Annotated in this window: 20 protein-coding genes; 5 read left to right on the top strand and 15 right to left on the bottom strand. The window is 61.3% G+C overall.

Translation table 11 applies throughout. The annotated features are described in order from the left end of the window. Positions 1–147 precede the first annotated feature (147 nt). The gene (locus CO675_RS39960) at positions 148–429 is read right to left on the bottom strand and encodes a hypothetical protein (RefSeq protein ID WP_143279020.1); all 282 of its coding nucleotides are present in this window, start codon (positions 427–429) and stop codon (positions 148–150) included. Between the two features lie 193 nt (positions 430–622). Between CO675_RS39960 and CO675_RS15745 the strand changes: the two genes are divergently transcribed. After that, positions 623–1,264, top strand: a complete 642-nt coding sequence (locus tag CO675_RS15745) for a DUF6064 family protein (RefSeq protein ID WP_097672821.1) — start codon at positions 623–625, stop codon at positions 1,262–1,264. Positions 1,265–1,282: 18 nt separating this feature from the next. On the opposite strand, the gene CO675_RS15740 is transcribed toward CO675_RS15745, so the two are convergent. From CO675_RS15740 to CO675_RS15715, 6 genes are all read right to left on the bottom strand, one after another. Next, the gene (locus CO675_RS15740; RefSeq protein ID WP_097672820.1) at positions 1,283–3,835 is read right to left on the bottom strand and encodes a cation-translocating P-type ATPase; all 2,553 of its coding nucleotides are present in this window, start codon (positions 3,833–3,835) and stop codon (positions 1,283–1,285) included. Between the two features lie 25 nt (positions 3,836–3,860). Further along, the gene (locus CO675_RS15735) at positions 3,861–4,445 is read right to left on the bottom strand and encodes a hypothetical protein (protein ID WP_097672819.1); all 585 of its coding nucleotides are present in this window, start codon (positions 4,443–4,445) and stop codon (positions 3,861–3,863) included. A gap of 96 nt (positions 4,446–4,541) precedes the next feature. Next, positions 4,542–5,768 (bottom strand): efflux RND transporter periplasmic adaptor subunit, encoded by a 1,227-nt coding sequence (locus CO675_RS15730; protein WP_097672818.1) that lies wholly within the window; start codon positions 5,766–5,768, stop codon positions 4,542–4,544. 2 nt (positions 5,769–5,770) lie between these two features. Beyond that, on the bottom strand, positions 5,771–8,134 hold the full coding sequence (locus tag CO675_RS15725; RefSeq protein ID WP_198964616.1) for an ABC transporter permease: 2,364 nt from the start codon (positions 8,132–8,134) through the stop codon (positions 5,771–5,773). Next, positions 8,131–8,790: an ABC transporter ATP-binding protein gene (locus tag CO675_RS15720; RefSeq protein WP_198964615.1), complete on the bottom strand. Its 660-nt coding sequence runs from the start codon at positions 8,788–8,790 to the stop codon at positions 8,131–8,133. The genes CO675_RS15725 and CO675_RS15720 overlap by 4 nt, the downstream gene beginning before the upstream one ends. 141 nt (positions 8,791–8,931) lie before the next feature. After that, positions 8,932–9,765: a universal stress protein gene (locus tag CO675_RS15715; RefSeq protein ID WP_097672816.1), complete on the bottom strand. Its 834-nt coding sequence runs from the start codon at positions 9,763–9,765 to the stop codon at positions 8,932–8,934. 171 nt (positions 9,766–9,936) lie between these two features. Between CO675_RS15715 and CO675_RS15710 the strand changes: the two genes are divergently transcribed. Next, positions 9,937–10,506 carry a cytochrome b gene (locus CO675_RS15710; protein ID WP_097672815.1) on the top strand — a complete coding sequence of 190 codons (570 nt, stop codon included), beginning with the start codon at positions 9,937–9,939 and terminating at the stop codon, positions 10,504–10,506. A gap of 442 nt (positions 10,507–10,948) precedes the next feature. On the opposite strand, the gene CO675_RS15705 is transcribed toward CO675_RS15710, so the two are convergent. The 4 genes from CO675_RS15705 to CO675_RS15685 all read right to left on the bottom strand — a co-directional run bounded on the left by CO675_RS15705 (position 10,949) and on the right by CO675_RS15685 (position 15,206). Continuing rightward, complete coding sequence (locus tag CO675_RS15705) at positions 10,949–11,755, bottom strand: ABC transporter permease (RefSeq protein ID WP_097672814.1); 807 nt, start codon at positions 11,753–11,755, stop codon at positions 10,949–10,951. After that, on the bottom strand, positions 11,752–12,348 hold the full coding sequence (locus CO675_RS15700; protein ID WP_097672813.1) for an ABC transporter ATP-binding protein: 597 nt from the start codon (positions 12,346–12,348) through the stop codon (positions 11,752–11,754). Before CO675_RS15700 ends, CO675_RS15705 begins: the two co-directional genes overlap by 4 nt. A gap of 3 nt (positions 12,349–12,351) precedes the next feature. Beyond that, complete coding sequence (locus tag CO675_RS15695) at positions 12,352–13,386, bottom strand: Cj0069 family protein (RefSeq protein WP_097672995.1); 1,035 nt, start codon at positions 13,384–13,386, stop codon at positions 12,352–12,354. Between the two features lie 464 nt (positions 13,387–13,850). Continuing rightward, complete coding sequence (locus CO675_RS15685; protein ID WP_097672812.1) at positions 13,851–15,206, bottom strand: tyrosine-type recombinase/integrase; 1,356 nt, start codon at positions 15,204–15,206, stop codon at positions 13,851–13,853. A gap of 414 nt (positions 15,207–15,620) precedes the next feature. Here CO675_RS15685 and CO675_RS15680 point away from each other — a divergent pair, with 414 nt between their 5' ends. Beyond that, positions 15,621–18,404 carry a UPF0182 family membrane protein gene (locus tag CO675_RS15680; RefSeq protein ID WP_097672811.1) on the top strand — a complete coding sequence of 928 codons (2,784 nt, stop codon included), beginning with the start codon at positions 15,621–15,623 and terminating at the stop codon, positions 18,402–18,404. A gap of 147 nt (positions 18,405–18,551) precedes the next feature. Here the strand turns inward: CO675_RS15680 and CO675_RS15675 are convergent, their stop codons facing one another. Further along, the gene (locus CO675_RS15675; protein WP_097672810.1) at positions 18,552–18,731 is read right to left on the bottom strand and encodes a helix-turn-helix domain-containing protein; all 180 of its coding nucleotides are present in this window, start codon (positions 18,729–18,731) and stop codon (positions 18,552–18,554) included. Positions 18,732–19,522: 791 nt separating this feature from the next. Between CO675_RS15675 and CO675_RS15670 the strand changes: the two genes are divergently transcribed. Next, positions 19,523–20,833, top strand: a complete 1,311-nt coding sequence (locus CO675_RS15670) for a Y4kA family protein (protein ID WP_143279019.1) — start codon at positions 19,523–19,525, stop codon at positions 20,831–20,833. A 65-nt stretch (positions 20,834–20,898) separates the two neighbouring features. Here the strand turns inward: CO675_RS15670 and CO675_RS15665 are convergent, their stop codons facing one another. The 3 genes from CO675_RS15665 to CO675_RS15655 form a co-directional block, all read right to left on the bottom strand. After that, complete coding sequence (locus CO675_RS15665; RefSeq protein ID WP_158231254.1) at positions 20,899–21,495, bottom strand: O-linked N-acetylglucosamine transferase family protein; 597 nt, start codon at positions 21,493–21,495, stop codon at positions 20,899–20,901. After that, the gene (locus CO675_RS15660; protein ID WP_097672807.1) at positions 21,479–23,206 is read right to left on the bottom strand and encodes a tetratricopeptide repeat protein; all 1,728 of its coding nucleotides are present in this window, start codon (positions 23,204–23,206) and stop codon (positions 21,479–21,481) included. The genes CO675_RS15665 and CO675_RS15660 overlap by 17 nt, the downstream gene beginning before the upstream one ends. 407 nt (positions 23,207–23,613) lie before the next feature. Continuing rightward, positions 23,614–24,909 (bottom strand): MFS transporter, encoded by a 1,296-nt coding sequence (locus CO675_RS15655; protein ID WP_097672806.1) that lies wholly within the window; start codon positions 24,907–24,909, stop codon positions 23,614–23,616. Between the two features lie 94 nt (positions 24,910–25,003). On the opposite strand from CO675_RS15655, the gene CO675_RS15650 reads away from it, so the two are divergent. After that, a complete protein-coding gene (locus CO675_RS15650; RefSeq protein ID WP_097672994.1) occupies positions 25,004–25,600 on the top strand; it encodes a TetR/AcrR family transcriptional regulator in 597 nt (198 codons plus the stop codon). The last annotated feature ends 134 nt before the right edge of the window (positions 25,601–25,734 follow it).

Below are 25,734 nucleotides of genomic sequence, written 5' to 3'. Positions count from 1 at the left end.
TGACGCAGATCAACCTGGGGCCTGGATCGATTTGCTCGCCAGTCACTCAACCCCAAAGCACAGGTCACCGACAAACCGACGGAGATGCTCAAGGCAGCTACGTCGTCCAGCACTGGCCGTGAGGTAAACGACCCCGACTGGGCGCGGTTAGTCGCGGCGAAGAGGTGCTTCATCGCCTCGTTCGCGACGAGGAGAGAGTCGCAAATCGCGACCCGGCTTGCGGTGGTCCCAATCCATGCCAGGTCCCATCCGCTCCATTATCCGTCGCTCGTAATTTTCGTCGGATTGCGGATCGGCAGGTTTAGTCAAGCCATCTTGGGCTCGCGGCGGCTGCGACTCGGTCGCCGTGGCCTTCCCTTGATCTTGAGCCAGCGAGCAAGATGGACCGAACGACACCAGTAGGACAATCGTGACGATGAGTGCGCGCATGGAGTGATCTCCCGTTGCAAGCCGCCTTGATCGCCCAGTCTACCTTGGTCCGTCACCAGCTTTGCCGAACAAGACGGCACTGCGTCGTGCTACCAACTAGAATGATCGCCGAAACGAATGGCCGGTTTGATCTTCGTCAACGCCTTGGCGAAATGACGCACGAACATTTGGGTGTGAGAGCAGAGAAACGAAAATGCTGCCGTTTACTCCCGAGCAATTTCTCGCTGTCTTCACCAGATACAACGCTGCCATCTGGCCCGCGCAGGTCGTCGCCTATCTTCTTGGAAGCTTGGTCGTTCTTCTGCTCTTCCGCATGAGCTTGTGGTCGGATCGGGTCATCGCCGCCATTCTTGCATTGATGTGGGCCTGGACGGGGCTCGCCTATCACCTGTTATTCTTTGCGACGCTCAACAAAGCTGCCTATGCCTTCTCCGTCCTCTTTGTGGTGCAGGCGGCCGCGCTCGCTTATGCGGGCATCTATTCTCGCATCGACTTTGGTCTTCCGCGCGGCGCGGCCACATGGGTTGGCGCGTCCTTTGTAATCTACGCTTCGGTAGCCTACCCGCTTATTGGAATGGCCGCGGGGCATCGCGCCTCCGAACTGCCTATATTCGGCGTCACGCCCTGTCCGGTTACGATCTTCACCTTTGGCATTCTTCTCTTGACGTTGCGACGTCCGCCAATCGTTCTCCTGGTCATCCCGACCATTTGGTCCATCATTGGCGGCAGTGCAGCGTTTCTTCTTCACTTGCCCCAGGATTGGCCGCTGCTCTTCAGTAGCGCGGTTGCTGTGCCGATGATGCTAGCTCCAAAGCGGAAAGCGGCCACAATCTAGTTTCGCACAACTAGCTCCTCAGGCTCTGAGTCGCTCGCGCCAGAGAGGCTTCAACAGTTCCAACGCTACAAGGATAAGCAACGCCGATCCTATCGTGATGGCAAGGTCGTCCAGATGCAGCTCGCCAAACCGGAACAGCTCACGCACGGCAGGGACCCACAGACACAGGCCAAGCACCGTGCAAACCGCGAGCAGGATTGAGAGGAGTGCCAAATTGGGGCGAAGTACAGCCAGTTTCAGAGACGAGCTGAAGGAGCGGTTCACAAGAATGAGGCTGAAGATGCCAAGGATGAGCGCCACAAAAGTGAGCGCCCGAACTTCATCGGCCGGCATACCGTTCCCTAACGCGAAGACGAACATTGCGCCGGCCATTGCAAAGGCAAGAGCCCCCTGTAACGCCCCCCAGCCAATCAAGGGGAGTGGCAGAAGAGGTTCCGCGGGTGAACGTGGCGGTCGACGCATGATGTCTTCTTCTTCTTTTTCGGCCTCGAAAACCAGGGAGCAGACAGGATCGATGACTAATTCGAGAAAGGCGATATGGATTGGACTGAAAATGATGGGTAATCCGAGAAGAAGCGGCAGCAAGGCGAGACCCGCAATAGGTACGTGGACCGCAACGATAAAGCCCATCGCCTTGCGGAGATTGTCATAGATGCGTCGGCCAAGCCGGATCGCGGTGACGATCGATCCGAAGTCATCATCGAGCAGCACGATGGACGAGGCTTCGCGCGCGACGTCCGTGCCGCGGCCGCCCATGGCGATGCCGATATGCGCCGCTTTCAGCGACGGCGCATCGTTGACGCCGTCGCCGGTCATGGCGACGATTTGCCCGTCGGCTTTCAGCGCCTCAACGATCCGCAGCTTTTGTTCCGGCACGATCCGCGCGAACACCGACGAGCGCCTCGCGCATGAGATGAGTGCAGCACTGTCCTGCTTGCCGATCGTGTCACCCGTCACCACCTCATTTGTCGAAAGGGAAGCTTGGTGCGCTATGGCAATGGCGGTCGCCGGATAATCGCCGGTGATCATAACGACCCTTATGCCGGCCGACTGACATTGTCGCACCGCGGCCGGAACACTTGCACGCAGCGGGTCGGCGAAGCCAACAAGGCCGAGCAGCGTGAAGGCGAATTCGGTGGGGGCGTCGGGCAGGCCCGGCCCGACAGACTGGGTGCGCGCGACAGCCAAGACACGCAACCCTTCGGCCGCCATGGCGTCCACTGAAGCTTCCAGATCGGTGCTTTCGCTTTTCGAGAGCCGGCACAGGCGACCAATGGCCTCGGGAGCCCCCTTGGCGGCCACGATCAACGGCTCGCTGCCCTCCGGCGCCCAGACTTGCGTGACCGCAAGAAGCTCCGGCCTCAGTCCATAAGTCCTTACCAGCTTTGCGCCGGAAACGCGTGAATGACTTTCCTGTCCGGATAGACTGTTCGCGAGGTCCCGGAGCGCCCTTTCCATTGGATCGAATGCCTCCGGTGCGCTAGCCAGAACGCCAAAGGTTACGACGTCGCGGAAGCTCTGCACGGCCGGAACCGTGTCGCCGCGATGCCATTCACCTTCCGCTGTCCTCAGTTCGGCGACAGACATCCGATTTTCGGTCAGCGTGCCGGTCTTGTCCGTGCACAGGACGGTCGCCGATCCAAGGGCTTCGATTGCGGTAGAGCGCCGGGTCAGTACACGGGCGCGCGAGATTCGCCATGCGCCCATCGCCATGAACACCGTGAGCACTACCGGAAACTCTTCCGGCAGCATCGACATGCCGATGGTAATTCCCGCCAGCAGCGCTTCCAGCCATCCGCCGCGGAACAGGCCGTAGAGCACCATGACGATCACGCTGACGGCGCCGCCGCCCATTGCCGCCACCCGCACGAGCCTGCGGGTCTGGGTCTGCAGCCGGGGCGGCTCCGGCTCGAGGCGATGCAGCAACTGGCCGATCTTGCCCATTTGGCTGTTGGTGCCCGTGGCGACGACTTCGGCAATGCCGCCACCGCGTACCACCAGCGAGCCGGAATAGACGTAAGGCAGATCCTCGCCGCCCGGTGCGACCATCGCGCGCACGGCGTCGGGCGTCACCAGCTTGCGGACTGGAACGGATTCGCCGGTGAGCAAGGATTCATCGGTCTGCAAATCATGCGCTTCGAGCAGCAGCGCGTCTGCCGGGACGCGGTCGCCCTCGACCAAAAGAATGACGTCACCCCGTACCACTTCGCGTCCGGAGATCCGCTTGCGCACGCCATCGCGAATGACGAGAGCGCGCGGGCTCGCCAGATTGCGCAACGCTTCAAGCACGCGCTCGGTCCGCGTCTCCTGAACCACCGTGATTGCGATCGACATCAGGGCGAAGGCAACCAGGATCAACGCTTCTTTGATATCACCTAGCAGCAGGTAAATAGCACCGCCGCCAATCAGCAGCGCGAACATCGGCTCGCGCAGCACCTCCAGCACAATGCGGAGCGGCGTGCGGCGGTCCGGCTGGGGCAGTTCGTTTGGGCCCTCGGCGGCCAGCCGTGCTCGCGATTCGCTTTCGTCAAGGCCGGTCAGGCGCGCAGGAGTGCTGTCATCAGTTTTCATGGCTGAAGATCTGTGATTCATTTAGCTACGGCGCGTTGCTGGATGTGACGCCTGCTCGGGTCTCCCTCCGGTAAAGCTTCCTTTCGATCGTTGCCGTCGACAGCCTGCGGTAAAGATCGCGTCGTCGTGCGATTGGCCACCAGTCATAAAGAAAGATTTCAAGCGGCCGCCAATTGGCGACCCATCCCAAAATCAGGAAGCTTTCCTCGACCATCTTTTTGAACGGCGCCTCGGCGAGGAAACCGGACGCCAGATTTGATCCGAGCAAACAAGCGACGAGAATCGCCACGCCTATTGCAAGGGATCGGCGGCCGATTCGGAACAGCTCGTTGAGGTCTCCCTGAATGACGCCTGCACGACCGGCGAAGTATTTACCGAGAGCTTCCGGTAGGTCTCGCGCCAGATCCGTTTGCGACTGACCCTCCGGAAAGTGGACAACGATCCTGAAAGGTCGGTCCGCGGGCAGTTCTCTGGCCCATCCTACAATATATTCCTCCGCTTCCCGGTCGAGATCCTTCTCGCGAAACGGAAACGGATCAAGCGTATGAAAGAGCTGCGCGATGTCATCGACGCGGATTTCAACCACATTCTCCGCAATCTTCGAGGTCATCGGTTCGTCCGGTCGTCGGCAAAGGGTTTGCGCATCAGCTGTTTCGTATCCTGCGGCTTGCTTGCAGCGTTGGCCGCATCCGGGTGTTGATTGAGGTCAAGAGCCACCTGCCGAATCGCCCACTTTTCGCGGTCCGACACGCACTCCGGAGGCGACGCGATCGCTAGGATAGACGATAACAGCTTCACCTTGATTCAAGCCGGAGCCGACTGCGGCAAAGCGTCCAGAGCGCCGAAGCAGTCGAATCTCGCGGATTTGCGCACGCCCATCCTTCACGACGTAGACGTTCCATTGATCCCCGCGACGAAACAGAGCTCCCGCCGGAACGATCGTAGCCTCGTCCTGCATGAACACGACGATTTGCGCGTCGATCTGATAGGCATCACCCAGCCTCATCCATTGCTCGGCAGGTGAGGTGATGTCGATCAGGACGTTGACTCTTTGCTCTTCCACCCCCAGCGTCGAGATCTTGGTGAAAGCTGCCGGCTCCACCCGCCGGACACGTCCAGACAGCGACCCTTGACCGCCCCAATGGACAATCGACACTTCGGCACCAGGGCGGATTTCGATCGCATCCGTGCTCAGCACGTCCACCACCACCTCCAGGTCGTGGGGATCGCCGATATCCAGGATCGGTGTCCCCGGCCGGACGATTGTCTCGCTTTCCTGCGCCACTTTCAGCACGACGCCGGTGACCGGCGCTCCGACGTTCCAGCTTTCCGGCGGTTCGTCGGGATTGGTACTGCTGCCATATCGGGCCAGCAGGGCTCGCATCTGGCTGAGTTCGTGCTCGGCAGCATGGTCAAGAAACTCTGCCGCGCGGAGATCCCGATCCGCCAGGCGAACCGCCAGCTCAGCATGCTCCAGCGCCTGTGCGGTGGCTGCGCCGCGCTGAGCCAAGGTTCGCGTCCGGCTTAGATCGGCGCCCGCCTGATCGCTTTGTGCACGCGCCCGCTCGACGCCGGCCTTGGCTCGTTCCACATTGGCCTCGGCTGCGCCGAGCTGCTCTTCCACCTGGTGACGGGTGCGTGGGTCCATCAGCGGCGCGGGCGAAGGGATGATCGTCGCCACGGCATCATCAACCTTGATCGGGTCTCCAACCTTGAACCGAACTCGGCCGAGGCGACCGGCCAAGGGAGCAGCCACGACATAGCGCTCGCGAACGCGGGTCTTGCCGTCCTCGTCGACGCTGGCGACAAAACGGCCCTTGGTTACAATTGCCGTCTCGACAGGCACTGGCCCTGGCATCACCGCCCAAACCGCCACCGCCGCGGTCACCAGAACTACCGCGAGGATAGCAATGCGGCGGATAGCGATACGCATGCTCATTCCCTCGTCTTGAGAGCAGCAACCATATCGAGCTTGTCGACACGTTTGCGCACGACGAACGCACTGGCCGCGGCGGCAGCCACAACGACGCCGGCCGCGATCAGGTAGGTCCGCGGTTCGATCACGGGCGGTATCTGAAAGCTTTCGTTGGAATGGAATCTCGCGATCAGCCCGATGATGGCGCGCGACAACCACAGCCCAATCGGAACTCCCAATGCGATCTCGACCGCGAACTCGCCAAACAGGATGCTCGCAACCTCGCTGCGGGTAAAGCCTAGCACACGCAAACTCGCGAGCTCCCAGGCGCGCTCCTGGAGGCTGATGCGGGCGCTATTGTACACAACACCGACGGTGATGATCGCAGCAAAGGCGGAGAGAATGCCGGCGCTGACGAAAACCAGCCCCGCGATCTTGTCCAGAAACGACGATAGCGTGTAGGCCTTCATGCTGACGGATTCGATGGTCGGCAGGTTCTTGAATCTGCGCCCCAGCGCCGGCAGCGCGGTCGGCTCGACATAAAGGCTGGCGGCGGAAACGACCGCGCCTTCACCGGTCAAGCGATTGAGCGTAGCGATGTCCATATAGGACGCCATTCCGATCGATTCATCGACTGTGGCGCTCACTGGAAGTTCGCGCTTCAGGCGCCGCCCCTCCATGGTTTCGACCGTGATGAGATCGCCTGGCCACACATCGAGGCGTTCGGCCAGCCGCCGGGTCAGGGTAATTCCATCCGGCGAGGTGGCGATCGGGCGCAGCGCCGCGTCATGCGGCCGGCGCAATTCGTCCGCGGCCGCAAGACCGATCACCGAGGTCAGATAGCTGCGATGTCCGGCTCGCAGCCGCACCGGGACGATCCGTTGCCCTTCTACCGCGAGCACGCCGGGCAGGCGTGCAAGCTCGCGAACGATGGCGCGATCCATCGGGTGAGGAAAAGTGATGGCCGTGTTGCCCCGCTCAACCAGGTTGAATTGCAGGTCGACCATCTGATCGATGGCATCGCGCCAGAAGATCCCAAGCACCATCATTGGAACGGCGAAGGCGATGCCGATCACCGTCAGCACCGATCGGAACGGTCGCCCGGCCATGTTGCGCAGCATCATCATCCAGCGCGCCGTAATCGCCTTGCCCGGAAAAAACGTCTCGATCCAGGAGCGGCGGAAGCCCGGTGGGGCTGCTGGCCGCATGGCAACGGCTGGCGTCAGGCCGACGACCTCGTGTAACGCGGTCAGAACCCCCAACGAGCCGGCCATCAGGCTGATCGCGATCCCTGCCACGACAGACCACGGCGTCAGCGTAAACGGGAGGTCCGGCAGACGGAAAAAGCCCTTATAACTGGCCATCATCGCTTGCCCGAAGCCAAAACCGCCCGCGACGCCAAGCGTCGATCCGATCAGCACGATGGCGATGACGAGCTTTAGATAATGCAATGTGAGCGTGACTGTCGGAAAGCCGAGCGCCTTGAGTGCCGCGATCTGTTCGCGCTGAGCAGTGACCAGCCTGCCAAGGGCACCGTTGAGCAGGAACGCCGCCACGCCGAAGAAGATGACGGGAATGGTGATCGACATCACCTTTTGTTGGTTCAGTTCGTCCTCGAGAAACCGGTTTGAAGGCTGATCGCGGCGCCCGACGGCGCCAACCGAACCGTAGGGTTCGAGCAGTCGGTCCAGTTCCGCAATGACCGGTTTGGGATCGACGTCCGGTGCCAGCGAAACGACCACATCGTTGAACGCGCCCTTCATGTCGAACGCGGCCTCGGCGGCGCTGCGATCCACCCAAAGGATGGCATAGAGACGGTCGTCCGGAATGGGCAGGCCCGGTTTCACCGCGTAGACATATTCCGGTGACAGCGCAATGCCTGAGACGCGAAAGCCTTGAACCTTGCCGTTGAGCAGCACGCGGATCTCATCGCCGGGCTTGACGTGGTTCGCTTCGGCAAAGGCTTCGTTGATTGCTGCGTCTCTCGGAGAGCCCGGTTCGGGTGCCGTGCCGCGCCGCAGATGCAACTGCACTAGTTGTTCATCGCCAGCATGTTTCAGGGAAACCATATGCGCCGAAACCGGCTGAGACGCCGCCGGCCAATCGACGATGACCTCGCGCACGATGCGCGGCTCGACGGCAATAACCCCCGGAATGACGTCAAGCCGCTGCACAATCGACGACGGAGCGCGCTTGAGCGTCACGAAAATCTCCGGAAAGCGGGCCGCGGCGTAGAACCGCTCGCAGCCGGAACGCAGCGATACGTAGGTGGAGACCGATCCAACAAAGACCGCAACACCCGCGGCCACCAGCAGCGCGATAGTGAGCACCTGGCCACGAATGGCGCTGATGTCGCGTGCAAGTTTGCGGTCCAACAAGCTCACCAATGCACCTCATCGGCAGAGAGCCGGCTGGCGTTGCGCTCCTCACCTACAATCCGTCCACCGCCGAGCCGCAGCACGCGGTCAGCCATGCCGGCAATCGCCGCGTTGTGCGTGATGATGATGATTGTGGTGCCGAACCGCTCGTTGGCGCGCGCGATCGCCGCCAGGACCACCTTGCCGGTCTCGTAGTCCAGCGCGCCAGTCGGCTCGTCGCAGAGCAAGACATCGGGCGATTTCACAATGGCTCGCGCGACCGCGACACGCTGCTGCTCACCGCCGGACAGTTGTGAGGGAAAGTGGTCGACGCGATGCTCGAGGCCTACCAGCGTGAGAATTTCGAGTGGATCAAGCGGCTTCTCGGCAATCTCGTTCACCAGCGCGACATTTTCCAGCACGGTGAGGCTCGGAATCAGGTTGTAGAACTGAAACACGAAGCCGACATGTTCGCGCCTGTAGCGCGTCAATTCGGCGTCCTCGGCTCCGACCAGATTGTGGTCGCGCCAATGGGCTTCACCCGAGGTCGGACTGTCCAAGCCGCCAAGGATGTTCAGGAGCGTCGATTTTCCCGAACCAGACGGGCCGAGCAGCACGACGAACTCGCGCTCGAAAATGTCAAGATCGACGTCGCGCAGGGCGTGCACATCGACTTCGCCCATATGATAGGTCTTCGTCAGACCCCTCGCGTGAAAGACCGGAATCGCCGCCGGCTTGTGCAAGGTCGCAGCGGCGCCTTTGCCTGCCGCGTCCCGCGTAGTCTCCTGACTTTGCTCGGGCGGCGCCACATCCGTCACCGTCACTCAATGCGAAAACAGAATGGGAAGCGGGGGCTTCGACAACATGCTTCTGGTCGCGCCTCCAAGAATGAACTCGCGAAAGCGCGAGTGCCCGTAAGCGCCCATGACCAACAGGTCCGCATTGCAAGAGGCGACCTCCCTCGTGAGAACATCACCGATGGGCCGCCCGGTCGCGTCGACCTCGTCAAGGATCACATCGATCCCGTGTCGCGCCAGGTTCTTGGCAAGCTCCTCGGACGAGTGCTTGGTGTCGATGACCTTTTCGTTGGTCACCGTGACGATGCGAACTCTCTTTGCCTTCTCCAGCACCGGGATGGCGTCGGCAACTGCCCGCGCGGCGGAGCGGCTGAAGTCCCATGCGACGACGATGGTGCCCAATTCGAACGGCCCGGAGGGCGGGCTTTCCGGTAACACCAGGGTCGGCCGCCCCGATCCGAAGATGATGGCCTCGGCGTACCATTGGTCGTAGGATTCCGGCACCGAAACGACCGTCAGATCGCGCAGCCGTGCATACTCCACCAGCCGCTCGGGGACCCGATAGGTCAGGCTGCGCTCGAGGACGGCCTCGTGCAACACGCCGGCCTTTTCAGCGGTTGCCTCAAAGGTGGAGAGCAGCGCTTGGGCTCTGTCGTGACTTCTATGGGACTCGCGGGCAGCGATCGCTCCAGCCGCTCCAAAGGAAATAAGGCTGCCGGGGACCTGGACGTGGACCTCGCACGAAATCGCGGCGATATGCGCATCAAGCGCCGAGGCGATGGACACCGCGCGGTCAATGACAGAAACGGGCGTCGATTCAGGGAAGCTCGTTAAAGTGAGCAGGATATCTTTGATCGCCATAGAACCCTCCGGCTGAGCATCGAAGATAATCCTAGCCTCGGCGCGGTCGGGCGATTTGATCTATCGCAGATCGCCGGGGGTCGGACCCAGCCGCCAAACGAGATCCTTCCGTTGATGCAGATCAACTTCGCGCGCTGGCACCGGTCTATTTTTGTATAAAGGGATAGGGTCATGACGAACGTAGCGAGCGACGACTACGGCCCGGTTGCCAAGACTTTGCATTGGATAACGGTTGTTCTCGTCATCGTGGCCTGGACGTTGGGCATGTTCGGCGAAGAACTTTCTGAAGGATCGGCACAAGAATCTGGATTGCTGATGCATATCTGGATCGGATTGGCCGTTCTGGTGCTCGCAGTTGTGCGAATACCATGGCGCATCGCAAATCCGCCACCGAAGATCGTTCCTACGGAGTTCGGCAGGTGGTTGATCGAATGGACCGATCCGGCGTCGCGGTTGATGCACTATCTGCTTTATGGACTGTTGATCGTGGTACCTGCTTTCGGCATCGCGCTGCAGTTCGCACAGGGCCATCCGTTATCACTATTTGGGCTGGGCGAAATTCCATCGCCGTGGCTTGCGGACAATGCATTCGCGCACAGCCTCAAGGAAGTGCATGAAATTCTCGCTAATCTTCTCGTGATCTTGGCTGCGTTCCATATGGTCGCCGCTCTCGTGCATCACATCGTTTTTGGCGACAGCACTCTGAAACGCATGCTGCCGCGAATGCGCAAACAGATGTAGAAGGCACTGGACCGTGATTCACGAAAAGCCGCTTTGGCTCGCTTCCTGAGAAAAGCTTCGCGGGGTAACCGAGTAACCTAGAGGCGGCCGCCGACAGATCCCGTCTGGCTAGGCCTAGGAACCCGTCGCGCAGCCTCAATGGCAGCGACCAACTCTATGGTGCGCCTTGGCGTCCGAGGCTGAGAAAAAGTTCAAGGCGTGCGAGGCGCCGCTTGAGAAGTATGCGCAACGCGTGTTCGAAGCGCATGAAGAGAACCGGACCATGGAAGGGCTAACGCCGCTCGAATGGGCCGCTGCGCCCCGGGCAGCTTGCCAAGCAGGTTCGTCATTCGCGGCGTCCATTCGTCACCATCAGTCAACGCTCCTTCTGGCGCGGCGGGGCATCGGGCCGTCCATGTTCCGGAGGCCAGGCTAAGCTTGAGTCATACCAAATCTGCGCTTGTTATCCTGGCCCATCTGCTGCAATTCGATCGAGACGTAGCCGGTGCCGATGATCAGTCAGCAGGTGTGCGCCACCCAGGACGGCGGCCAATGTTCCGAGGCCGGTCCCGCCGGCGATCAGGAACATGATCAGCAGTTGATATTTTACCGCATCGATCGGTTCGACGCCCGCAATAATCTGTCCAGTCATCATCCCCGGCAAGGAAACGAGGCCAATCGCGGCCATGCTGTTCATGATCGGCATGAAGCCGCTTCTCAGCGCGTCCCTTATGACTGGTAGCAGGGCCTGATATCGGGTGCCGCCGAGTGCGAGACACGCTTCCACGGCCGCTCGCTCGCGCACTAGACTGTTAGTCAGCACGTCCAAGCCTAGGCTTATCCCGGTCATGGTGTTGCCCAGGATCATGCCCAGCAAAGGCAGCGCATAGCGCGGATGATACCAGGGATCCGGGCGTAGTTCCGTCAGGAGCGCGAACGTCGTGACGGTACCAGCGGCGAGCAGCGTGCATCCCGCACCCAAGCCGTAGCTCCAAATGCCCGGGAGGCGTCGCTTCTGCCGCGCGACGATCTCCCTCGAGGCGAAGAGAACCATGATGGAGGCGGCGACAGCGGTCCAGAGTAGCGACACCGCGGCAAACAGGAACGTCAGCACGTATCCCACGAGGACGAGTTGAAGCACCATCCGCACGCTCGCGATAGCCAGTTGTTTTTCAAGCTTGAGGCGGAGAACAAGCGAGAGAGCACCGTCCATAACGACAAGCAGGGCCGGCAGGACCAAATCGCCGTACGACAGTTGAATGTAGGTCATCGCCCGTTTTCCTCGATCCTGCCATCGGGGCCCATCGTAAATATCCTTGACCCGACGCGGCGGGCTTGAGCGTCGTCGTGGGTGCTCCAGATAACGCTCGTTCCATTCGAAATGCGTTCGGCGATCAAGGATTCCACGCCCGCAGCGGATGCCGGGTCGAGCGCCGAGGTTGGCTCGTCAAGCAGAAGCACCGGCGAGCGCAGCATGAGCGCCCGCGCTAACCCCAATCGCTGTCTCTCGCCGGTCGAAAGTCTTTGGATCGGCCACGGTCCGCAGTCGTCCGGCAACCCCAAGCGCGTGACCAGCGGTATGGCATCACCCCAACCCATGAAGTGCTCTTGCACGGTGTCGGACCACCAGCCGGGTTCGGCGGCGAGGTAGGTCACTCGCTTTCGCCAGGCGGGGGCGGGCATCGCCTCCCTCAGCGTTCCGTCATGCTTAACCGTTCCTTCGTTGGGATCGAGATCCGCGATGGCGCGGAGCAACAAGGTCTTCCCGACTCCGGAAGGCCCTTGCAGGACGACACATTCGCCGTCCTGCAAGTCGAATGACACGGAGATGTGCAAGCGCTTGAGCCCGCTGACCGTCAGCATGCGTCAAAGCCTAAGCTGCAGCCGATCAGCAACGCGCCTGGCGATCTCCGCCGGCGCCTCTCCCGGGTAGGGATGCACCGAGCTGACGTTGATTTCGCCGAGCACGTAGCTGTCGCTCCCGCCGACCTGGGCGGTGCCGAGCATGAAGTCGGCGTCCCAGATCGCTGGCAGGTCGCCTCGCGCTATGTTCAGTAGCGAAGTTAGCTGGGGCGTCCACTCGCCCTCCATCAGCCGACGCAACCGCTGGAATCGGGGATCTGCGTTCGATGTGTATAGTCGCGGTCCGGCTTCGGACCGCGCGGCCGGCGAGTCGACCAGCGCTTTGACTTTGTGATGGCCGAAGCCGGCGCAGCGATCGCCCGCCATGTAGCAGCGGACCACGCCCTCGTTCAGGCGAGGCTGAAACGCTTGGTCGATCACGCTGCCGTTCTCGAAGTACTCCGCGCAACGACGGAGAAAATCATCCAGCGTCAATGTCTCGGACGCGTCCTTGGTCGCGTCGAGCACCCTGATCATGGAGGACATCGGTAACTTCTCCACCTTCCAGACACCTTGGCCGCCGTTCCCCCGGCTGCGCTTGATCACGCGCGGACCGGTGGCGAGCCGCGTTGGCAACTCAGCGCGCATTGCCTCGGCGGTTTGATATAGAGCCGTGTCGCTCCCCCAGCCCATTGAGCGGGTGCGATAGACTACCTCCTTGGTACCCATCTTAAGGATGACGTCTGGATGGGCGCTCACCCAGACGCCCCGCGCGGCGACGTCGCGTAGCAGGGCGTCGAGACCGGCACGGCTTCGGCCGTCTTGGATAGGGTTAACCCAGACAAGCACGCCGTCCACTGCGAGCAGTTGTTCGCGGACCGCGTCGGCGAAGCTTTCGTCGTATATTGCTGGGTGAGCTTCGACGCCGACGGCTCTGAGCGCTTCGAAGACATCAACGAAGCGGCCGCTGTTGGAAGTTGCATCTCGGCGCGCGACGGCATCTCCTCGCGAGAGGATGGCGACGCTACGTCTGCGGGAAGGTTGTCGTTCGGTATCCATGCGCAAGCTCCACGTGTTGCGTGCTGCGCAGAGCTTGGACCGAAGTCTCATCGGGAGCCTGCTTGATCCCGCCGCGGCATTCTACTTGAGACATTCGGAACGTTTCAAGCCTACTGTTTTGGCTCGCCGCCAAGTTCCGGCCCCGCGATGAGGCTCTCGTGCGATCGACTTTGCTTCAATCGAGTAGTCGATAATTTCGGGGAGGCTCAAACGATCGCGAGTTGACAGCTCGGATGTCAGGGCTTCTATTCGAGGCTCGGGGATCTGCGATCTCCCCGCGAGGCGGTATGCCGAAGAATCGCGTCCTGATTACCGAGGACGCAGCATGTCATCATATACCTCAATCCCCTCCGAAAAACTCTCTCGTCTCATCGGCGCGGTCAGCACGCGGTTCGATGTCACAAGAGTGCTGCCGATGTCTCATCCGCAGCGCCGAAGGGCCGTTGTCGCAGCCATGCTTTTCTTCACGGGAGCTGCGGAACCAGTGGCACAACTGCCGCGCGAGCGAGATCTTCCAAGGCTGTAGAAATGTATTTAGCGTAGTGCCGCTCGATCATTTTCACGGAAGTATTGTGCAGTTTAGCAACGTGCTGAATAGGTAGTCGGTTTCGCAAGCCGCGGACGATGCTGGAATGTCGCAACGCGTAGGGAATAGCTTCTGGTAGCTTTGCGCGCTCGCGGATAGAACGCCACGGGCGAGTGAGTTCTGCCGTTTTCCACGGACCACGTTTTGACCTTCTCCAAACCATGGTGCCGGCTTCCTGGTCATAGCTCCATCGCTCAAATAATGTTGCCTCTTTGGGGCGGTCCAAAATTCCCTGCGACAATGCCTCAATGATGTCGTCGCCCACTGGAAACGGGACGGACCCGCCGTTGCCGCCACGGCCTTTGTAGGAACCTGGCACCATCAAGCGATGCTCTTTTACTTGAACATCGCCGACGCGCATCCGTCTTGCTTGCGCAAATCGCGCACCGGTTGCTGCCAAGCACACGACGAGGCGATACAAGTCGCCTTCGAACCCCTGCTCGCCGTCGATCTCGTGTGCGGCTCGAAGCAGGTTGCTGACCTGCGCATCTGTTAGGATCTGGTTGTCTCGCGCGACGGATACTTCATCATCATCGTCGATGCGTTCAGCTTTGAACCCGTCTTTTATGATTGAAGGGAATGCTGGGTTCAGCTTCTTCTGTTCAGCCGATAGGCGAGGCCAAGCCGCGTTCAGCGCAGCCTTCAGGTCGTTTATGAGGCGCTGCTTTGTCGTGGCCTTCAACTCTACAGGAAGGTTCTCGCGCCAGATCAAGAGGTCGGCAACTTGCAGTGCGTGCAAAGCGACTGCGACGAGGGAGGCCGCCTCCACGGCTCCCTGGCTACCACGCTCTCCTTGACCAAGAACATAGCGCCGCAAGCGGTGACCCGCATCGGATCGAATTTCGCGACCAGCCCTACGACTGTCCCGGGCATTACGCTCCCTGATGTAGGTCTCTACAGCCGTTCGCACGGTGGGTGCCGGTCCCGCAGCTTGCGCAGCCGCTTCTGTTCTGTACCGGCTGACGAGGTCTCGCGCCTGGGTAACGGCTTGTTCGAAAGTCAACTTTCCTTCCATCACCTTGTCGTTGACGTCATTGGCGGTTCCAACCGCTGCCTGCTTGTAGTTGGCTCCGTCATAGTGATTGCGCCAGCGCACGAACCAAATTCCGCTGCGCTTGCCTTTGCGATAGCCAAGGTGAGCCTCGGCATCGACGCGGCGCCAATGCACGCCAAGCCCCAGCTTAGAGCGCGCTCTGGCGGTCGTGATTTGGGTCTCAGTGAGTGTTTTTGCCATGGGATTCGATCTTGGAGTCGTCGAATATCTATCGAATAAGCACCGGCGCACGGGGGCGAACGAAGGCGAACGACCTGTGCTTAAGCAATTGATAAAACTAGATTGTGGCGAACAAATGCAGACTTCAGGATAAAAAATTTCCGGCTCTCTCAAGGCTGAAACAGGGGTTCGATTCCCCTAGGGAGCGCCAAATGTTCGCTTTTCCACGACATTGTACCGACGTGACTCCGGTCGCAAGCGTCCCCCTGCTCGATAGCTGATTGATCGCGCCGGCCTGCATCAGCCGAGTTTGGCGCTTGTGCCAATTCGCGGTCCCGGCCACGGAGCTTTGAGCATCCGCGTCGCCCGCCCTGGCGAGCAGTTCGGCCCGTGAATCAAGCGGCGGGCGTCCCTCATTTCCGCTATGATCAAGCCATGACGATCGGGATTACCGGACCCGGCCGGAAGGTACCACGGCAAAGTGGCGTGGTGAGGCTGATCGTTGCGGCCATCGTCATCACGATTGCCCTGATCCTGCTCTCGTTCGCGAGCGAGTTCCTGGTCGATTGGCTCTGGTTTTCCTCGATCGGCTACCTGCAGGTTTTCCTGACGGCGATCGGCGCCAAGGCAATCCTCTTTCTCTGCGTCTTGGCGGCGACCACCGTCGCCCTCTGGCTGAACGGAGTGCTGGCGGCGCGGTTTGCCCTGCAGCCGCCGCCACAGAAGCTAGCCGCGCCGTGGAAGGTGGCGGGTGTTATGTCGCCGCCCGATCTGTCCGTGATGCTGCGCGATCGACTAACACGGCCGTGGTTTATCGCGCTCGGTGCGGGTTTGCTCGCGGTGTTGGTTGCCGCAAGCGAAGCCGGCAACTGGGGCATCTTCCTGCAGTTTCTCTACCACGTGCCCTATGGCGCGGAGGATCCGCTCTACAACAGGGATATCGGCTTCTATCTCTTTGCGCTACCGGCCTATCTCGCGATCAAGAACTGGATGCTGCTCGCAATCGTCCTGAGCGCGTTGTTTGCCGGAGCGATCTACTGGGTGCGCGGCGACATCGAGTACGATGTTCACAACCGATCAATCTCGCCAACGGTCATCACACATGGCTCGGCGCTGGTTGGCATTCTGTTCGCGGTGAAGGCCTGGTCCTATGGGCTCGACCGCTATCTGCTGCTCTACGGCGACAATGGTGTCGTGGTCGGGGCAAGCTACACCGATGTCCATCTGGGGCTGCCGGCTCTGTGGCTGATGATCGGGCTTTCGATTATCGCGGCGTTCATCGCATGGGCAAATTTGCGCGCCCGCACCTACCGGCTGCTTGCCGCCGGGTTCATCCTCGTCGGCGCCGGCTCTGTCGTGCTGTCGAGCCTCGTCCCTTCGTTGTTCCGGCACTTCGTGGTCAAACCGACGGAGTTGCAGCTGGAGAAGCCGTACATTGAACGCAACATCGCGCTCACCAGGCAGGCCTACAATCTCGACCGGATCGCAGCCAAGCCGTTTGCCGCCGAACAGCGGCTTACCTTCAAGACGCTGCAAGCGAACAAGGCCACCATCGACAATATACGGCTCTGGGACTGGCTGCCGCTGTCGAATACCTACGCGCAACTGCAGGAGATCCGCACCTACTACAAATTCCAGGATCTTGACGTCGATCGCTATTGGCTCGACGGCTCCTACCAGAGCGTGATGCTCTCGGCCCGCGAACTGCGGGCCTCCCTGCTGCCGGCAAACGCCCAGACGTGGGTCAACCGCCACGTGCTGTTTACGCACGGCAACGGCGCGGTGATGAGCCCGGTCACCCGCAAGAGCCCGGAAGGACTGCCGTTCTTCTATTTGCGCGATATTCCGCCCGTTGCGGACGGCGGTCCCGAGATCGAGGAACCGCGCATCTACTTCGGCGAAGAGAGCGATGACTACGTCATCGTCAAGGCCAGCATCCCGGAGTTCGATTATCCGAAGGGGAAAGACAATGTCTATTCCGCCTATGACGGCAGTGGCGGTGTTCCGATCGGAGCATTGGGTTGGAGAACGCTGTTCGCCTACTACTTCAATGACGCGAATCTGGTCCTCTCAAGCTACATCACGGCCGACAGCCGGATCATGATCCGGCGCAATATCACGGAACGGGTGCGCACGATCGCTCCATTCCTCAGGCTCGATCATGATCCCTATCTGGTCATCAGCAACGGGCGGATGTTCTGGATGCAGGACGCCTACACCACGAGCTCCTATTTCCCCTCCGCGCAGCCCGTGCCGGAGCTCGATCTCAACTACATCAGGAATTCGGTGAAGATCGTCGTCGATGCCTACAACGGCACCGTCGATTTTTATCTGATCGATTCACGCGACCCCATTGCAGCGACCTACCAGCGTATCTTTCCGAGCCTGTTCAAGCCGTTCACGGCCATGCCGGCAGATTTGCAGAAGCACATTCGCTATCCGGAAGATCTGTTCCTGATTCAGGCGCGGCTCTATCAAACCTATCACATGGAACAGGCCGAAACTTTCTATAACCGAGAGGACTTCTGGCAGTTTCCGCGACAGCCGGGCGGCGATGGCACCTCGGTGATGACCCCCTATTACATCATCATGCGGCTGCCCGGCGAGCCGCAGGCCGAGTTCTTCCTGATGCTTCCCATGGTGCCGAGCCGTCGCGACAATATGATCGCGTGGCTCGCTGCGCGTTGCGACGCCCCCGACTACGGCAAACTGATCGTCTACGAATTCCCAAAGGACAAGCTTGTCTACGGGCCGTTTCAGATCGAGGCGCGGATCAACCAGAATACCGAGATCTCGCAACAACTCACGCTGTGGAATCAGATGGGCTCGCGGGTGATACGCGGTGCGAACCTGCTGGTGATCCCGATCGAGAACTCGATCCTTTATGTCTCGCCGCTCTATTTGCGCGCCGAGCTCGGACACCTGCCGGAGCTGAAACGCGTGATCGCAGCCTACGGTGAGCATGTCGTGATGAAGGAGACGCTGGCTGATGCCCTGGCTGCGTTGTTCGCGGAGCCAGGTGCGGTGCCGACGGCTTCAAACGCAACGGAATCGATGTCCCCTGCGGGCGGGACGGCGAGCCCGGCGCAGCAGGCGCTCGATCGCTACAATCAGGCGCTGGAACGATTGAAGGCCGGAGACTTGAAAGGTTTCGGCACGCAGTTCGATGCCCTGCGCGAGCCCTTGGAGGAAATGAACCGGCGCTCCGTCGGTCACTAATGGCCCCTGGCATCCACATCTTCACATCATCTCTGGCTGAGGGCGTGGAAACTGAGCGGGCGCGCGTACTCAACTGCATGTTGTTGAGGTGATGATGGAATGGAACGAAGGTGCAGTTCAGGATTTTCTGCGCTGTGGTACAGCTTTTCAACGCCGCGCCGCCGCGCGAATTTCCGAAGGCGTTGCGCCGTAACGGCGACGGAAGGTGCGGTTGAAGCAGGGCAAGTCTCCGAATCCGGCTTCGAACGCGATGCTCGAGATGCTGCGCTCGTCCCAGAGCCGATCGGTCAGCAGCCGATGCGCGCTGGTCAGGCGGGTATCCAGCACGAGGTGACAGTCACGCGCGGACCCGCTTGAGAATGAGATGGGGGCACTGTCGTCGTAGCTCCTGCGCTTCAAAGCGCCAGTGAGGGGGGCTTGACAACCTGTGGCTGCATGCTGCAGCTTGATACCATTGTTCTGCGGGGGCGAACATGGGGGCTATGCGTCGAGGTCTGGCGACTGTTCGACATCGTTTGATATCTGTTCCGGCCAGGTTGGTGGCCGTTGGGCGGATAGGATCCATCCCTTTTACATTGCCGACCATCGCTCTGCCGTTGGCTGCGAGAGGATGGAAACTTGCGGTGCGAGGTGCGTGGGCCAGGACGCTGAGCTCCGTGGTCGTGAGCGCGTTGTGCGCGCTGACCGGTTGGTCCGCTGATGGAGTAGCCAAGGGTCATCGGGTGTCGGCGCCGTATCGCGCGCCCCGTTGCGATGATCCTGTGGTGATCGATCAGATCATTGCTGAATTCCCTGGCAGATACCGAGCCTCGGGCGTTGCGCCTGTCCTCGTTCGCGCGCGTGAGGCCGGTTGGCAGTCCTGGCCCCAGGACCGCTGGCCGCGGCGCTTCTGTAAAGGGACGATCATGGCGCCGAGTGACGCCGAGCGACCGATTTTCTACGTGATTGTTTCGAATGACCAAAGCTATGAGCTCGAATGGTGCGTCGTGGGCCTCGATGTTGCGTGGCCTTACGATCCACGATGCAGGCTTGCGCGGCCCTAGCTCAGCAACGGGGTAAGACCTCGAGAACTGTGTGCTTCGCTCGGCTGGCTGGCCGAACGAGAAGTGGGGGACGTCATGCGTACAGTTATTGTCGAGTCGATCCGTCAATTGGGACGGTGTCGCAGCTTCGATCCATGGCCATTGAAACGAGCCGCTGCGCGCAGGCCATCAAGCCGTGTGGGTCGCATCTGCACGGTTCTCGCCGCAATGGCGCTGACAGGCTGCTCGATCCATCCGCTGGTGGATGATGTATCCCCGATCCCGACGGAAGCGATCGTGGCAGCCGCCCGTTGCGAGTTGAGGCTTGGCCTCGTTCACCAGGTCGAAGTCTGGTTCGCCGACGAGGACCCGCCGGTCACGGGATTTGACCCGAACACCATTGGCAACGCGGCTAATCTGGCGCGGATGAAGAAGCGCTTCCCCAAAGTCAAGGAGAGCCATTGGGATGATTATATGGATATTGCGATTGCCTATGAATGGAGCTTCGACATCACGGAAACCAATCATGCCGACGCCGGTGTCGGCTTCCGGCTGCCTACGCTCAACCCGGTCGGCGCCTTCGATCTCACCGCCGGCGGCAATGCCAACGCGACCAGACAGGCCAAGCGCACTTTCAAGAATCAGGACAAGTTCAGCACCCTTCTGACACAGGACTGGTGGAATTTTTGCAACGACGTTGACCGCTCCATCGAACATTTTCCAAACACCCCGGCAGACCGTCCGCCATTCCAACCTCAACCCGTCCGCCCTGTGTATCCGATCACCGGCACGATCGGATTGGCGCGCGCCGTGACGTCGTTCTTGAAGATAGCGGTTCAGGACGGCGCACTGGACACCTTCACCGACGAACTGACCTTCACCACGACATTCGATGGAAAAGTTGGCGGGGCCATAACGCTTGCGCCGGTTCCAAAGGAATTCCGCCTGGTGAATGCCACGACGAATCTCGCTGGCTCCCGCCTGGACATCCATAAGGTCAAGGTCAGCATGGCCTTTCCGAAGGCTCGGGTCACGCAAAAGAGTGAAAAGCAAAAGGTCGATGAATTGCTGAAGGACGTCGTCGGCGGCTATGAGCTGAACTCTCAGTGGCGCGCGGCCTATACGCTTTGCGTCATCGATGCGAGGAGCCGCGAGGACGACTTCAAAAATCTGCGGCTTGATCCACCCGAGGTCAGCTGTCTCGCCTCGACGGACGCATTCTATCCGCGAGGAAACGGCCGCACCAATTCGCTACTCCTTGGCCGTCGCTCCGAGCGTTTTGAAGAGCGGGTCAATTATGAGCAGCAAAAGCAGAGGACGAAAGCGTTGCTGCAGGGAAGGCCCGACGTCTCGCCGGGCTCGCCTCCGGTCCCGGAAGACCCGGCCGGATCGAAACCGCGGCCGTGATCCTGCCTATTGAGGATTGGGTCGGACAGTGTTGACTCGGCGAAAAGCCGGCGACGCAGCAACGATCACGCCGGGACGACGATATGGTCCGGCGCAATGCCCGCCCGGTGGCGCTCATGCATCGCGGTGTACGCGGCCTCGATGTGCCGGGTGAAACGTTTGGTATCGAACAACGGTGCCATGAGCCGGTTGGCCGCCAGCCTGGCCTTGAGCGCTGCGAGCTTTTCCGGATGGGTCGCAAGATCGATCGCCATGCGCTCGTAAGCCTCCGGCGATTCCGCAACAAGCTCGGGCAGGCCGATCGCATGGAGCAAGCTTCCCGCGACCCGGCCGGCAAAGGTGTCGCCGAGAATCGTCAGCACCGGCAGGCCGGCCCATAGCGCATCGCTCGCGGTCGTATGGGCGTTGCAGGGAATGTTGTCGAGGAACAGGCCGGCGAGGCGATGGCGTGCGAGATGGTCGGGCATCGACACCCGCGGTGCGAACACGAGGCGCTCCGCAGCGACGCCGCGCGCGACCGCCTCCTTGCGCAGATTCGCGGCAGCACGGGCGTTGCCTTCGAGGAGCCACAACATGCTGCCCGGGACGCGGCCGAGAATCCTCATCCACCGATCGAACATGTCAGGCGTGATCTTGTAGTTGTTGTTAAAGCAACAGAACACGAAGCCCGTCGGCGCCAATCCCACCTCGCCGCGCGTGAACACGCGATCGGCAATGACGCGCTTGTCGTCGTTGGCCTGATAGCTGCCCGGCAGAGCGACTACCTTTTCGCTGTAGAACTCGCGATGATGATCCGGAATCACCGTACGATCGGCGATGATGTAGTCGATGAACGGGGCACCGAGTTCCCGGGTAACCCAGATAATTGACCTGGACGGGGGCGGGCCGGCGGCCAAGCACTCTGGTGCGGGATCCTCCGGTAAAGCCTTTCAAATCGACCAGGATGTCGATTTCCAATCGTCTGATCAGGTCAGCGACCTCATCGTCGCTCATGTCCTGGACCTCGACAAATCGATCGAACGACGCTTCCAGCCGTCGACGCATCTCCGGGTCGTTGTTGGGCGACCATGAGATTGCCACCGTCTCGAATTTCGACCGGTCGTGGCACTCGAACATTCCTGCCATCAGATTCGATGTCGCGTGGTTGCAGAAGTCCGACGAGAAATAGCCGATCCGAATGCGATCGTGATGGTAACGCTCGCCGCGCCAGCGCGGACTTTCAGACGGCGGGTGATTCCTCGCGATCCATCGCGTGGCGCAGAGCAGTTGGTCGGCGGCCGATGAAGGAATGCCAAACAACAGGAATGGCGGCGCGACCGCGTTCCGGTTCCTGATCGACTCGATGAAGTGGTCGCACGCGGCGTCGAAGTCGGCCCAGTCGCAAATGTGGAATTTGGCGTGCAGGCGATCGCCTTCGATGTTGGCCTGGTCCGGCTTGAGCGCGACGGCCTTGTCATAGGCGGCGAGGGCCTCGTCGTAGCGCGCGAGAATGGATAGAACCCCGCCGCGGTTGGCGTAGGCAGCCGCATCGTCGCCCTTGTACTGGATCGCCTTGTCGATGCTGGCGAGCGCCGCCTCATGATGCCTGAGCTTGAACAGCGCCATGCCGCGGTTGTTGTAGGCCTCGGCATAGTCGGGCCGCAGTGCGATCGCCTGATCGTAACTTGCGATTGCCTCTTCGAGACGATCCAGCTTGATCAGCACGTTGCCGCGGTTGTAGCAAGCGCCGGCAATTCCCGGCGCCCGGTCGTAGCTCGCGAGCGCATCGTCGAACCTTTCGAGGTCATTGAGCACGTTGCCGCGATCGTTGTGCGCGCCGGCATCGTCGGGCTTGAGCGCGACCGCCCGGTCCAGGCTCGCGAGGGCCTCCTCGAGTCGCTCCAGCTTTCTCAGCGCGGCGCCCCTGTTTCGATGGGCATCTGCATGGTCGGGCACCAGCGCGATCACGCGATCGTAGCTCGCGATGGCCTCCTCGTGGCGTCCAAGCTCCGCGAGCGTAAGCCCGCGATTGTAGAGTGCCGGCGCAAGGTTTGGCTTGAGCGCGGTCGCCCTGTCGAAGCTCGCGAGCGCTTCGTCGAGGCGACGCAAATCGCGCAGCGCATTGCCGAGGTTGTTGTGCGCGTCCGCGACGTTGCCGTTGAGATTGATCGCTCGCCGGATCAGGTCGACGCCGCGCTGGCTGCGGCCGGTCTGGGCGGAAACCAGGCCCAGCAGATGCAGCGCATCGAAGTCGTTTGGCTGCTGCCTAAGAATGTCTTCATAGATCTTCTCCGCTGCCGCCAACTGCCCGCGCTGATGCAGCGCGACGGCCTGTCCGAAGGCGAGCTGCAAGGCGGTGGAACTGGATTTTTGAGGTTTACCTGTTTCGGGCATCCGACTGCTTCACGCGCTCCGTGTCCGATCCGGGGTTCCAAAAGCAGTTGCAACAAGCGGGTGGAATTGCGTCAGGTCTTGAGCCTCAAATCCTGAGCTTCAGATCTTGGCCCTCATGCTACCCGACATGTCGGATGCCCCGCGATATGGATCGCCCGTCCATGAAAGGTTGCAAAACTGGCAGATCGCCCTCGATTGCGCAACGGTGTCAGGGAGCAATTCGAGCAATAGCCGGGCAGAAGCGGGTGGTCCTTGGCCGCTCTGCCGGTTGCGTGCCACTTGATATCTGCATTGCCTCGAAAGCAACCGGCGGACGTGGGGCACCCACTCGCAGTGGGCGACCTGTGCGTCCGCCGGAAAACCGGGATGCTTCTCGATTCGTCGATACAACGAAGGTCAGTGCGTGCTCATGCGGCGACCAGGACCGGTTGCGCCGGCCGCTTCGTGATCATCAGTGACAGCACGGCAGCTAAGATGCCGGTCAAGCCTGCGATCATGAAAGCCTGCAGGTAATCGCCCTGGGCCGAGCGCACGAAGCCGGCGAAGAACGCGGCGCAGGCGGCGCCGAGCTGATGGCCTGCCACCACCCAGCCGAACACCAGCGGTGCGTTCTTGTCGCCGAACGCCTCGTTGGCGATCCGCACCGTCGGCGGCACGGTCGCGATCCAGTCGAGACCATAGAACACCGCGAACACCGACAGGCTCACCAGCGAGAAATCCGAGTAGGGCAGATAGATCAGCGACAGGCCGCGCAGCCCATAATACAGGAACAGCAATTTGCGCGGATCGAAGCGGTCGGTGAGCCAGCCCGACAGCGTGGTGCCGAACAGGTCGAAGAACCCCATCAAGGCGAGCAGGCTCGCGGCCTGCACTTCGACGATGCCATGGTCGCCGCAGAATGCGATCAGATGGGTGCCGACCAGGCCATTGGTGGTGAAGCCGCAGATGAAGAAAGTGGCGAACAGGAACCAGAACGCCCGCGTCTTCGCTGCGCGTGCGAGGTTTGAGAACGCGGCGGTGAAGGGATTGCCTTGCGCCGGCGGCGCCGCATGATCGTCGTGCTGGCTGCCGAACGAGCGCAGGCCGACCGAGGCGGGCCGCTCGGGCACCAGAAAATACACCAGCGGGATCAGCGCCGCGCAGCACGCGGCCACCGTCAGCACCACCGGCTTCCAGCCGCCCCATTCCACCAGCGCCGCGAGGCCCGGCATGAAGATCAGCGTGCCGGTCGCGGTCGACGCCGTCAGCAGCCCCATGACGAGGCCGCGATTGGTGGTGAACCAGCGATTGACGATGGTGGCGCCGAGCACGTTGGCGACCGCGCCCGAGCCGATGCCGGAGAGCAGTCCCCAGCTCAGGAACAATTGCCACGGCGCGGTCATGAAATAGCTGGCGCCGGTCGAGGCCGCCATCAGCACGAGCGCGCCCAGCACCGTGCGGCGGATGCCGAAGCGCTGCATCACGGCCGCGGCGAACGGGCCCGCGAGGCCATAGAGGAAGATGCCGACCGCGGCCGATGAAGAGATCACGCCGACGTCCCAGCCGAAGGCGTGCTGCAGCGGCAGCATCAGCACGCCCGGCGTTGAACGCAGGCCGGCGGAGGCGAGCAGCGCAAGGAAGATCACGGCGACGACGACGAAGGCGTAGTTCTGGCCGAACGGCCGTCTCGAGGTAGGGGCGGCTTGAATGGATGGTTCTGGCATGTTACTTACCGGTACGTATTGCGATGCGGCATGTATACGTACCGGTTAGTAACATTGTCAAGCGTGCCGCGTTGGGAGGATCCGGATGGCTGCCATGAAGAAATCAGTCGAACCGCCGGCGGAACGCCCGGTGCGGGCCGCCGACCGGATCCGCGCCTCCGCGGCCGAGCTGTTCTATCGCGAGGGCATCCGCGCGGTCGGCGTCGACGAGGTGGTGGACCGTGCCGGCGTCACCAAGCCGAGCCTCTATCGCAGCTTCGCGTCCAAGGACGATCTCGCCGCCGCCTATATGCGCGACTACGAGCTCGACTTCTGGGAGAGGTTCGAGAAGCCCGGTGGAAAATCCTATTCGGATGCGCGCGAGCACGTGCTCGCCTATATCCGCGAGCTGTCGACGCGCGCCGTGCGCAAGGGCTATCGCGGCTGCGGCCTCAGCAACGCGACCGTGGAATATCCGGCGCGGGACAATCCCGCGCGGCAGGTCGCCGAAGCGCACAAGAAGCTGTTTCGCAAGCGCCTGCGCGAACTCGCAGCCGGCATGGGCGCGCGTCATCCCGCGGTGCTCGGCGACGCCCTGCTGCTGCTGATCGAAGGCATCTACGTCACCGGCCAGCAGTCGGAGGAGGGACCGGCGCAGTCGGCGCTTGCGGTGGCGAAGCTCGTGATCGATGCGAGCGTGGCGAAGGGGTGACGTTGTGCTGCATCGAAGCTCCGCCTCCCCCTGCGGAGAGGTCGGCGCGCAGCGCCGGGTGAGGGGCTGCGCTCTCTCGTGAGACCTGCGGCCCCTCACCCGATTTGCTGACGTAAATCGACTTCAGAGCGAGC

It is taken from the genome of Bradyrhizobium sp. C9 (assembly GCF_002532045.1).
Classification (GTDB): domain Bacteria; phylum Pseudomonadota; class Alphaproteobacteria; order Rhizobiales; family Xanthobacteraceae; genus Bradyrhizobium.
Note: the sequence above shows the minus strand (reverse complement) of the source record. Positions and strands in the feature narration are given on the sequence as shown.